Annotated in this window: 10 protein-coding genes; 3 read left to right on the forward strand and 7 right to left on the reverse strand. The window is 75.1% G+C overall.

Annotated elements, in window-relative coordinates; genetic code table 11:
- Positions 1 to 211: 211 nt before the first annotated feature.
- The 3 genes from MW084_RS17815 (at position 212) to MW084_RS17825 (ending at position 3,291) form a co-directional block, all read left to right on the forward strand.
- Positions 212 to 544 (forward strand): TraR/DksA family transcriptional regulator, encoded by a 333-nt coding sequence (locus MW084_RS17815; RefSeq protein WP_029553438.1) that lies wholly within the window; start codon positions 212 to 214, stop codon positions 542 to 544.
- A gap of 253 nt (positions 545 to 797) precedes the next feature.
- Positions 798 to 2,231: an amino acid permease gene (locus tag MW084_RS17820; RefSeq protein ID WP_010470056.1), complete on the forward strand. Its 1,434-nt coding sequence runs from the start codon at positions 798 to 800 to the stop codon at positions 2,229 to 2,231.
- Between the two features lie 91 nt (positions 2,232 to 2,322).
- Positions 2,323 to 3,291, forward strand: coding sequence for an AraC family transcriptional regulator (locus MW084_RS17825; RefSeq protein WP_010470055.1), 969 nt, complete (start codon positions 2,323 to 2,325; stop codon positions 3,289 to 3,291).
- Positions 3,292 to 3,295: 4 nt separating this feature from the next.
- On the opposite strand, the gene MW084_RS17830 is transcribed toward MW084_RS17825, so the two are convergent.
- The 7 genes from MW084_RS17830 to MW084_RS17860 all read right to left on the reverse strand — a co-directional run.
- Positions 3,296 to 4,204 (reverse strand): hypothetical protein, encoded by a 909-nt coding sequence (locus MW084_RS17830; RefSeq protein ID WP_010470053.1) that lies wholly within the window; start codon positions 4,202 to 4,204, stop codon positions 3,296 to 3,298.
- 86 nt (positions 4,205 to 4,290) lie between these two features.
- Positions 4,291 to 4,719: a hypothetical protein gene (locus MW084_RS17835; RefSeq protein ID WP_010470051.1), complete on the reverse strand. Its 429-nt coding sequence runs from the start codon at positions 4,717 to 4,719 to the stop codon at positions 4,291 to 4,293.
- A 163-nt stretch (positions 4,720 to 4,882) separates the two neighbouring features.
- Entirely contained in the window at positions 4,883 to 5,542 is a 660-nt protein-coding gene (locus MW084_RS17840; RefSeq protein ID WP_010470049.1) for a DedA family protein, read from the reverse strand.
- A gap of 345 nt (positions 5,543 to 5,887) precedes the next feature.
- Positions 5,888 to 6,148, reverse strand: coding sequence for a GlsB/YeaQ/YmgE family stress response membrane protein (locus tag MW084_RS17845; protein WP_010470047.1), 261 nt, complete (start codon positions 6,146 to 6,148; stop codon positions 5,888 to 5,890).
- A gap of 181 nt (positions 6,149 to 6,329) precedes the next feature.
- Complete coding sequence (locus MW084_RS17850) at positions 6,330 to 7,583, reverse strand: PP2C family protein-serine/threonine phosphatase (RefSeq protein WP_010470045.1); 1,254 nt, start codon at positions 7,581 to 7,583, stop codon at positions 6,330 to 6,332.
- 185 nt (positions 7,584 to 7,768) lie between these two features.
- Positions 7,769 to 10,042: a peptidoglycan recognition protein family protein gene (locus MW084_RS17855; protein WP_010470043.1), complete on the reverse strand. Its 2,274-nt coding sequence runs from the start codon at positions 10,040 to 10,042 to the stop codon at positions 7,769 to 7,771.
- 381 nt (positions 10,043 to 10,423) lie between these two features.
- The coding region (locus tag MW084_RS17860; RefSeq protein WP_275563679.1) for a response regulator transcription factor at positions 10,424 to 10,787 on the reverse strand (364 nt) is incomplete at its 5' end.
- Between the last annotated feature and the right edge of the window lie 4 nt (positions 10,788 to 10,791).

The raw sequence follows: 10,791 nt of genomic DNA on the forward strand, positions 1-10,791 counted from the left end.
CCCCCGCCCCGCCGTCGATGGGGGCCGGCACCCATCGACGGCGCTCCCCTGCACTCCGCGCGCCACCGGAAATGGGTGCCGCGCCCCATGGCCCCGGCGGGCCGGCCGGGTCAGGGTGGAGGACCGGCCGCCCGGCCGCCCGGTGGACCGGGGCCCGCCGTGGCGGCCCGCACGCGTCCCCACCCCGTCCGTCCCCCAGGAGGAGTACGCCATGACGCTCGGCAGCGCCGATTCCCACGCCGCCCCCGGACGGCTGACGGAGCAGGAGGCCCGGCAGCGCCTCGAACACGAGCGCGAGTCGCGGCTCGCGCAGCTCAGGGCGGTCGAGGCGGCCGGCGCCGGGCAGCAGGCCGCCGACGACCTCCTCGCCGCGCAGCGGGCCTCCGCGCGGGAGGTGCTGAAGGAGATCGACGCGGCGTTCGAGCGCCTGGCCGACGGCACGTACGGCCGGTGCCAGGGCTGCGGCCGGCCCGTCCCGGCCGAGCGCCTGGAGATCCTGCCCTACACCCGCCACTGCGTCGGCTGCCAGCGCCGGACCGCCTGACCGGGCCCGGACCGGCGGCGGGCCGGAGGGGGCCGCCCGACCGGAGGGGGCCGCCCGGCCACCGGCCCCGCCGCCNGGNCGGCTCCGGCCCGCCGCCGTCCCCGCACCGCCGCCCGGCGGCCGCTCCCGGTGCCCCGCCGACGACACCGCAGGTCGGGCGTTCCGTGCCCACAGTGGCGGAGAGTCTTCTTCAGATCGGGTCGGTGCTCCGCCATGATGAGCCCCCGTCAGCCACCGGCGGAGAGGACGGTTCATGGCCAGGCTCCGGATGGGACAGGGCGTACTGCGCAGGAAGCCGATCGAGCACATCGAGGAGGCGGAGGGCGCGCCGAGCGAGCGGCTCGCCCGCACGCTCGGCCTGTGGCAGCTCACCGCGATCGGCGTCGGCGGCATCATCGGCGCCGGCATCTTCACCCTGGCGGGGACGGTGGCCAACGGCACCGCCGGGCCCGCCGTGCTCGTGTCGTTCCTCATCGCCGGCGTCGCCAGCGCGGCCGCGGCCTTCTCGTACGCCGAGTTCGCCGGGCTCATCCCGAAGGCGGGCTCCGCCTACACCTACGGGTACGCGGTCCTCGGCGAGCTGGCGGGCTGGTTCATCGGCTGGGACCTGCTGCTGGAGTACACCGCGATCGTCGCGGTCGTCGCCATCGGCATCTCGGGCTACTTCAACTTCCTGCTGACCGAGACCGGCACCTCCCTGCCCGCCTGGATGCTCGGCGCGCCGGGCACGGGCGAGGGCCACCGCGTCGACCTCTTCGCGGTGCTCCTGTGCCTGTTCATCGCCTACCTGCTCACCCTCGGCATCAGGAGCGCGGCCCGCTTCGAGACCGCCGTCGTGGTGCTGAAGGTGCTCGTGGTGCTGCTGGTGATCGTCGTCGGCTTCTTCCACGTCAGGAGCGCCAACTACACGCCCTTCTTCCCGTACGGGATCGGCGGCGCCTTCACCGGCGCGGCGACGGTCTTCTTCGCCGTCTTCGGGTACGACGCGATGAGCACCGCCGCGGAGGAGTCCAAGGACGCGCAGCGCCACATGCCCAAGGCGATCATCTACTCGCTGGCCATCGCCATGGTGCTGTACGTGCTGGCCTGCCTGGCCCTGACGGGCATGCAGAAGTACACCGAGATCGACCCGGAGAGCGGCTTCTCGACGGCCTTCAAGTCGGTGGGGCTCGACGTCGTGGCCGACGTCGTCGCGGTCGGCGCGATCATCGGCATCCTCACCGTCATGTTCACCTTCATGCTCGGGGTCACCCGGGTCTGGTTCTCCATGAGCCGCGACGGGCTGCTGCCGCGCTGGTTCGCCAAGACCCACCCGACCCGCCACGTCCCCACCCGCGTCACCTGGATCGTCGGCGTCGCGTCGGCGCTCATCGCCGGGTTCATGCCGATCGGCGAGGCGGCCGAGCTGACGAACATCGGCATCCTGCTCGCCTTCGCCGTCGTCTGCACCGCCGTCATCGTGCTCCACTACCGCCGCCCCGACCTGCCGCGCTCCTTCCGCACCCCGTTCATGCCCGTCACGCCCGCGATCGGGGTGATCGCCTCCGTCTGGCTCATCACCTACCTGCGGGTGGAGACGTGGCTGCGGTTCGCGGTCTGGTTCCTCATCGGACTCGTCGTCTACTTCGGCTACTCGTACCGCAGGTCGGCGCTGGCCGGGGAGGAGCGGTCCGCGGCCGGCCGGTGACCGGGCCGCCGGCCGTGGCCGGTTCGCGGCCCCCGCGCACCGGGCCCCTGCGTAGGGTGCCGGGAGGGGGCTGCCCGAGGGGAGGCGCGCGGTGCTGGACGAGACGGTGTTCCACGGTGCGGGGGTGCCCGAGGGGGAGCGGCTGGACCGCTGGCGCGAGCACCTGGCGGGCACGTACGTGCCGGTGGAGGTCGCGAGCGACCATCCGCCCGGCTTCACCGCGCACCAGCGCGTCCTGACGTTCGGCGCGGTCCGGGTGTGGACGACCGAGCACCCGCCGATGACGCTGCGGCGCACCCCGGCGCTGATCCGGCGCTCCGACCCCGGGCTGCTCCACGTGTCGCTGCCGCTGCGCGGCCGGATGACCGTCGCCGGACCCGGCGGCACGGCGGTGCCCGGCCCGTACGACGTGTGCGTGCAGGACACCTCGCGGCCCTACGTGATGCGGGCGGACGCCGACGGCGGCGAGGGGACGGTGCTGGGCACGGGCCTCCTCGTCGAGCGGCGGCTGGTCGCCCCGCCCGGCCGCGACCGGGACGCGGTCCGGCTGCTCCCCGGCCGGGAGGGCGTCGGCGCGCTGCTGGCCGTGTTCCTGCGGCAGTTGGTGGAGGACGCCGGGTCGTACCGCGACCAGGACGGTCCCCGTCTCGGCGCCGCCCTGCTGGACCTGCTGTCCGCCCTGCTCGCACCCGTCCGGGACGGGGAGCCCGCCCCCGGCGAGGCGCGGCGGCGGGCGCTGGTGCGGCGCGTCCGGGCGTACGTCCAGCAGCGGTTGCACGACCCGGAGCTGACCCCGCGGAGCGTGGCGGCCGCCCACCACGTCTCCGTGAGCTACCTGCACCGGATCTTCCGGGACGAGGACGAGACGGTGGCCGCGTGGATCCGCGGGCAGCGGCTGGAGCGCGCCCGCCGCGACCTGGCCGACCCGGCGCTGGCGGCGACCCCCGTCCACGTCATCGGCGCCCGCTGGGGCTTCTCCCGGGCCTCGGACTTCACCCGGGCGTTCCGCGGTGCGTACGGGGTGCCGCCGAGCGACTGCCGTCCGGGCGGCCGCGCCTGAGCGGTCAGGGCCGCTTCCCGGCGAGCACCCGGCGGGCGGCCTCCACGTTGCGCCGGTTGGCGGCGGCGAACTCCCGCAGGACGCCGGAGTCCGCGGCGATCGCCCGCTTCTGGAGGCCGGTCTCCACCGACGCCCACGTCGTCGCGTACCCGGACCTCTGCTGACAGGCCACGTCGGCCCGCGCGGTGGCGATCTCCTCCGGCGAGGGGACCGGGGACCCCTTCCAGGCCGGGTCGCCGGCCGCCTTCGAGGGGTGGGCGTAGCCGTACCCCCCGGCACGCATGCAGGCGCGCCACGCGGCGACCGCCCGCAGCAGGCGCGGATCGCTCCTGCTCCGCTCGAAGAGGCGGGCGGCGATCTCGTGGTAGGCGTCGTGGTCGGGTTTCGGGCCGCCGCTCCAGAGCCGCTCGTACGACTGCCGGGCGCAACCGCCCTCGCCGTCGGCGCCGTAGGCGGTGCGCGCCTCGCGGGGGGAGAGCGCCGCGTCGCGGGCGGTTCGGGCGGCGCGGAACTCCCGCAGCGCGGGCGCCTCGGGCGGCAGGTGGTAGCCGTACCGCCGGGCGACCTCCGCTTCGACCAGGCCGTAGCGGGTCCGGTGGGGCGGGTCGAGGGCCTCCGCGGGCGGCGGCGGCACGACGCGCCAGTCGAGGCCCGCGCGGCGCATGCACTCCCGCGTCAGCAACTCCTCGGCGGCCTCCACGGCGTACCGCTCGGGCAGCCACTGCTCGTACGCGTCGAAGGGCAGCCTCAGGGCGACCGCCTCCGGGCCCGGCGGCGGGGGCGGCTCCACCCGGGCCGACGGGGCCGAGGCGGCCGGCGGCGGTGGGGCGGCGGGTGCCGAGCAGCCCGGCAGGAGCAGCAGCGGCAGCAGGGCCGGCAGCAGGGCCGGCGGGGGGACGGCGTGCGGGCGCATGGAACGCGTACTCCTTCACGGCCTGGGTACGGCCCCGGGGCGCGGCGCCCCGAAGAGGGCGGGCACCGCGCCCCGGACCGTGCCCGCTACTGGAAGACGACGCAGCTCGCCACGTTGTCGAACGACGGGTTGTTGGTGTTGTACGTCAGGTCCGAGTCCACGGAGTACTTCTCCGCCGTGTACCGGAGCCCGGAGCACTGGCTGCCGTCTCCGTGCTCGTAGAGGAAGACCGCGTGGCCGGACTCGTTCTTCATCGAGCTGGCCCCGTCGTTGACCGAGCGGGTGGTCTCCCTGCCGGTCGCCGGGTCCCGCCAGAAGTCGTTCTTCAGGAACCGGTCGGTACCGCTGTAGGCGCGGTAGCCGCCCTGGTAGCCGTCGTGCTCGTACAGTTTCAGGACTCCCGCCCTGACCTCCGTCGCACCGGCGGTGTCGGCCCCGGCGGGCTGGGCGGTGCCGAGGAGGGCCGCCGCGGCCATCGGCGCGGTCAGCAGGGCGAGAACGGACTTGTGCCTCATCGGTGTGGTCCTCCGACGTGCGTCTCCCCGGTCGGGAGAAGGTGCCTCCAGCGTGCCGGGGCGGCGCCGGGAGGTCGTTAGCAGCGGGTGCACGCCTCCTTGTCGATCCGTCCACCGCGGGGACCGGCCGGGCGGCCCGTCACCTGGGCGCGCCGACGGGCCGTCAGGCGCGCCGGTTCCCGGACCGGTTCCGGCCGCGCAGCCGCAGCACCACGTACGCCACGAGCGCGACGACGATCAGGACCAGGACGGCCCTGGAGAACATCCCGGCGTACCTCTCCACGCTCTCCCACCGGTCGCCCAGCCAGTAACCGGCGAGCACCAGCGCGGAGTTCCAGACCAGGCTGCCGAGCGCGGTCAGTGCGACGAAGACGCGCAGGGGCATGCACACCAGCCCGGCGGGGACGGAGACGAGGCTGCGGAAGACCGGCACCATGCGCCCGAAGAAGACCGCCTTGGTGCCGTGCCGCGCGAACCACTCCTCGGTGCGCTCCAGGTCGGAGGTCTTCACCAGCGGCAGCTTCGCCCACAGGGCGTGCATGCGGTCGCGGCCGAAGGCCCTGCCGAACCAGTAGAGGACCAGGGCCCCCGCGGTCGACCCGAGCGTGGTCCAGAACAGGGCCGAGGCCAGCGTGAGCACCCCCTGCCCGGCGGCGAACCCGGTCAGCGGCAGGATCACCTCGCTGGGCAGCGGCGGGAAGAGGTTCTCCAACGCGATGACCAGTCCGGCCCCCGGACCGCCCAGGGTGTCGACGAGGTCGGCGGCCCAGCCGGCGATGCCGTCCGCGGACGCCTGCGGTGATGCCGAGGACATGAGGCGCATGGGGGGTCTCCAAACCGGCGGCCCGGCCGCCCGGACGGACGGTCCGGCACCCGCCACGTGGGAAAACAGGTCGGCGACGGCAGAGGCAGGGCCTTTCCGTCCCGGTGGTCTCCTCCGCCCTACCCGCTCCGCGGGAAACCGCACCGCCCGGCCGGCGCGGCGCACGCGGTGGCCGGGCGGCGGCCGGGAGCCCCGGACCGCCTCCCTCCGCGCCGCCGCCGGAGCCGGAACCAGGGCCGGGCCGGAAGCAGGAGCCCAACCGCTTCACGGGGAGGGTGCCCTGACGACAAAGCATCGGGGCGCGGCCACCGCCGCGCCCCGATGCTTTGTCGTGATCCTGACAAGTCAGGCGTGTCGTCGAGCCCACATGGGGGTGACGAAGGAGATGAGAACGGCCGCGATGCCGATCTGGAAGAGGTGGCGGATCCAGTCGATGCCACCCGTGTCACGCACACCGAAGGCGGTGGCGAGCGCATTGCCGGCGACGGCGCCGACGATACCGAGGAGGACCGTCAGCCACAGGGGGATGGGCTGACGTCCGGGAAGGACGAGCTTCGCCAGCAGACCGATGACGAGCCCCGCAATGATGGCCCAGAGAAAAGACACGGCACTCCTTCATTCGTAGTCCCGACCTTCGGGTGACATTCGCTTGCCCCCCGGACGCGGACGTAAGCATGCTCACTTGTGGATCTTCGCCCGGCCGCGCGGCGCGGTGCGGTGCCGTCACCCGCAACGGCTGCGGGGCCGCCCGGAAGGGGCGGCCCCGCAGCCGTTGCGCACGGCACCTTCAACGACCCGCCCACGGCGGGGCGTCGCCCCCCGGCAGGGGCCGTCCCGCCGGAGCCCGGACGCCGTGGTCCACGTCGGGGCGCAGCCCGGTGGGCTGGGGGCCGTACCAGTCCAGGCACAGGACGGTCGCGTCGTCCTCCAGGCACCCGCCGCAGGCGTCGCGCACGGCGGTGACCAGGACCCGGACGACCTCGCGCGGATGGAGGCCGCGGGTGTCGCGGAAGAGGGCGGGCAGGTCGACGCCGGCCGCGGCGCGCTCCTGCATGCCGTCGGTGAGCAGCAGCAGCCGGTCGCCGGGGCGCAGGCGCAGCTCCTGGACGCGGTAGGCGGCGGGGGAGAGGACGCCGAACGGCAGGTCGGGGGAGAGGACCACCTCCTCCACCGCGCCGTCGCGCAGGCGCAGCGGTCTGGGGTGGCCGGCGTTGACCAGCTGGACGCGCCCGTCGTCCAGGCGGACCCGCAGCAACTGGCCGGTGGCCAGGCCGCGGCCGTGGTCGAGGAGCGCCTCGTCGGCCCGGCGGGCCTGCTCCACGATGCCGCACCCGATGCGCCGGGCACCGCGCAGCGCGCCGAGCAACAGGGTGGCCAGCAGGGCGGATTCGGTGTCGTGCCCCATGGCGTCGGTGATGGACAGGTGCAGGATGTCCCGGTCCAGGGCGTAGTCGTAGGTGTCGCCGCCGATGTCGTCGGCCGGCACCAGGCCGCCCGCGACGGAGAACTGGGCACCCTCGCAGCACGCGGCGGAGGGCAGCAGGTGGTGCTGGATCTCGGCGGCCAGACTGGTGGGCGTGCTGCGCCGGCCCCAGTGGTACAGGTCGGTGAAGCGCCGGTCGGTGACGATGATGTACGCCAGCGCGTGGCTCGCCTCGACCACCCGGCGCAGCACCGCCTCGTCGGCGTGCGGCAGCGTCAACTCCAGTACGCCGATGCAGTCGCCGCGGTTGGTGACCGGTGCCACCACCCGGTGACCGCCCCGCCCGTCCGGCTCGACGTGGAGGCGCTGGGACCTCAGGACCTCCTCGTACACGCTTCCCCGCAGGCCGATGCGCGTCACCCGGTGTTCCTCCTCCGCCCCGTCGGCGGTGGTGAGCCGTACCAGCTCCTCGCCTATCAGGTCGACGAAGAGGAACGACACGCGGTCCGCCCCGAACCGCTTCCGCAGGTTCCGGGCCACCACGTCGACGGACTCCACCGGCGAGGCGGACTCCGCCTCTGCCAGGACGTCTCCCAACCCCAGTACGTCACCGCCCACGGCAGCCTCCTTCGGTCGCCGTTCTCCTTCCCCGGCTCCCCGCGCTCTCACCCGGCGGCTCCGCGGCGCCCCCGTCCCGCCGGCGCGGCTCCGCGCCACCACGCGCGACGCCCCCCGGACCGGGTGGCTCCCGGTCCGGGGGGCGTCGCGCCGGCCGGTTCCCCGGCGCGGTCCTCGGCCTTCCGCTACTTGAGGTAGACGAGGCCGTCGGTGGTGACCGCCGGGCGGCCGGCGGTGCCGACGACGACGATCTTCACGGTGTGCTTGCCGCCGGCGGCCCAGGTCTTGGTCCAGATGGCGTCGCGGTACTTGGTGGTGGCGGACTTCAGGTCGACGGTCGCCGCCTTGACGCCGTCGACGTAGACGTGCGCCTGGCCGGAGGTGCTGGCGCGGGAGACGACCCAGGCGGCGGAGCGGCCGGTGAAGGTCCAGGTCAGGGCGGCGTTCTTGGCGGAGCTCGAAAGGGACTTGCCGCCCAGGTAGCTGGTGGAGGACTTGGCCGTCCAGGTGCCCGACCTGACGGCGGAGGTCTCCTGCAGGATCACCGGGGTGCCGGCCACGGCGGCGGTCGCGGTGTTGCCCGCCCGGTCGTGGGCGGTCAGGCTCCAGTTCGTCGCCACGGCGGACTTGGCCGCGTGGGCGGCGGAGTACACCGTCGGCCCGTACGTGGCGGCCACCGGGCTGGTGAGGCGCACGTCCCTCAGCGAGGCGTTGTCGGTCGCCTTCCAGCTCAGCGTGACCGGAACGGCGGCGGTGTTCACGGTGCCGGCGCGCAGCGCGAGCGCGGGCCTGGTGGCGAAGACGGGGGCGGTGGTCTCGGCGACGACGGTCAGCGGGGCGGTCGCGTTGGTGCGGCCCGACCGGTGGACGGCGCGGACCTGGACCGCGTGGGTGCCGGGCGCGAGCGTCGCCTGCGCGGAGGTGGCGGTGGTGGTGGCGGCCACCTTGCCGTCGACGAGCAGGTCGTACTGCTTGACCAGGGTGGCCGGGGTGGTCGCCGTCCAGTTCACGGTGAGGGACGACTTCGTGTAGTACGTCGTGCCCGACAGGCTCGCGCCGGTCACCGACTTGACCGCCAGCCCGGCCACCGGACCGCCGGCCCAGGAGCGCAGGACCGGCAGCTTGCCGTAGAGGGTGTTGCCGGGGCACTGGGTGTTGTAGCCGTCGCGGTGGCCGTGGATCACCGGGAAGGACACCTGGGCGCCCTTCACCCACGTCCTGCCGGAGTAGCTCTGCCCGCCGGCGCCGGCGGTGAGCGTGGTGGTGGCGGCCGGGTCGACGCCGTACTGGCCGAGCTTCCACGCGGCGACGCGGGCGATCGAGGTCAGCGCGGCCTGCGAGGGGGAGACGTCGGTGTAGGTCCCCAGGACCGAGATGCCGGTCGTCTCGGTGTTGAAGCCGTAGGCGTGCGCCCCCAGCACGGGCCGGTCCACCCCGCCCTTGCGGCCCTCGTAGACGGTGCCGCACTTGTCGACGAGGAAGTTGTAGCCGATGTCCTTCCAGCCCAGCTGCTTGACGTGGTACGCGTAGATGCCGCGCACCACCGCGGGCGCCTCGGCGCAGGTGTAGGTGTTGGACGCGGCGGTGTGGTGCACCACCACGGCCTTGACCTTCCCGCCCGGCAGGTACCCGGGGGCCTCGGGGCTGATGGACTCGTCCGCGCCCCAGCCCGCCCGGGAGGTGACGGGCGGCCGCGGCATGGTCGACGGCGGCGCCGGGGGCAGGCTCACCGTGGGAATCGCACTGGTGCTGGCGCTCGGGCTGGGGCTCGCCGGGGGCGTGGACGGCGCCGGGGCCGTCGGCGACGGCGGAGCGCTCGTGACCGGCGGCTCGGTCGGCGTCTCGCTCACCGGCGGGGTCGTGACCGGGGCCTCCTCGGTGGGCGTCACCGAGACCTCCGGCTCCGGTCCCGGGCCCGACTCCGACTCCGCCGGGGCGGGCGTCGTCTCGGCCGGGGTGGGCGTGGCGGTCTCCTCCACGGCGAACGCGGCCGGGGCCATCCCCGACACGCTGCCCGTCTTCGGGTCCACCATGTCCAGCCGCAGTCCCGCCGGGAGCTTCGCGGAGGTCGTCCCGCCCGTGCGCATGCGGACCTCGACCCCGTCGGACGCGCCGACCCAGGCCGGCTCCGTCCCCCCGCGGGCGGCCCCGTCCTCGCCCTGGCCGCTGTCCCCGTCCAGCTGCAGCCACGACGACCACCGCCCCGACCCCGCGGCGCGGGTGCGGACCTCGACCGTGCCGGCGACACGCGCCGACGGGTCGGTCCACGTCACCCCGAGCATGCTGAACGGTTTGGTCCCCTCCTCCTTCATCGTCGCCGAACGGCCGTCGGGGCTCACCGGGATCGGCTCGGTCCGCGCCTCGGCCACGACGGGCCGGGGCGTGCCGCCGCCCGGCCCCGTCGCCGCCTCGCCGCCGACGGCCCCCTGCAGTACGAGAACCCCGGTGACACCCGCCACGGCGGCAGCCGCCGCCAGCACTATCCGACGCCGCTTCACGCAGCCCCCAGCCCTTGAGTCGTGAGGCGCGGACAGTCACCTGCGTCGCGCAGTGTGCACCCCCGCGCCCGTGTGCGTACGCAGGCTACACACCCGAGAGGGGGTTCCCGGCCCCGTTTCCGGGGTCGTGCGCATGAAACGCCGGATACCGGGTAGGTAAGAGGGCTTTTTCTCCTGATGGTGAGTCAGGTCACACCATAGGAAGCTCCGTTGCGCCGCCCGGGTGCCGGGCCGGCCGCGCGGGCACCACGGCGCCGGTGCCCCGGCGGGCGGACGGCCGACCGGCCCCGTACCGGCCGGGGAGCGCGGTGCCGCGGAGTCCGGCCCGGCGGCGGGTCCGGGCTACGGGAGCAGCCCCGCCCTGCGGGCCGCCACCACCGCCTCCAGCCGGGTGTGCGCGCCCAGCTTCCGCATCGCCGACCGCAGGTACCCCTTCACCGTCTCCGGCCGCACCCCCAGCCGCCGGGCCGCGTCGGCGTTGGTCGCGCCCGTCGCCACCACCGCCAGGACGTCCACCTCCCGCGGCGCCAGCCCCTCCCGCGGCGCGCCCGCGCCCGAAGGGACCGGACCCGTGCCCGCGCCCGGAGCCTCCCCGTCCGAACCGGGGGCGCCCGCCGGCGCACCCGCCGCGGCCAGGCGCCCGCACGCCGCCAGCAGTTCGGCGCGCACCACCGGGTCCGCGATGCGCGGCGCCAGCGCACGCAGCNGCC

The sequence above is a fragment of the Streptomyces sudanensis genome, assembly GCF_023614315.1.
Taxonomy (GTDB): domain Bacteria; phylum Actinomycetota; class Actinomycetes; order Streptomycetales; family Streptomycetaceae; genus Streptomyces; species Streptomyces sudanensis.

Bases quoted from the DNA above. Each gene is read 5' to 3' on its own strand.
- MW084_RS17815 (WP_029553438.1), top strand. From the start codon at position 212: ATGACGCTCGGCAGCGCCGATTCCCACGCCGCCCCCGGACGGCTGACG.
- MW084_RS17820 (WP_010470056.1), top strand. From the start codon at position 798: ATGGCCAGGCTCCGGATGGGACAGGGCGTACTGCGCAGGAAGCCGATC.
- MW084_RS17830 (WP_010470053.1), bottom strand. From the start codon at position 4,204: ATGCGCCCGCACGCCGTCCCCCCGCCGGCCCTGCTGCCGGCCCTGCTG.
- MW084_RS17835 (WP_010470051.1), bottom strand. From the start codon at position 4,719: ATGAGGCACAAGTCCGTTCTCGCCCTGCTGACCGCGCCGATGGCCGCG.
- MW084_RS17840 (WP_010470049.1), bottom strand. From the start codon at position 5,542: ATGCGCCTCATGTCCTCGGCATCACCGCAGGCGTCCGCGGACGGCATC.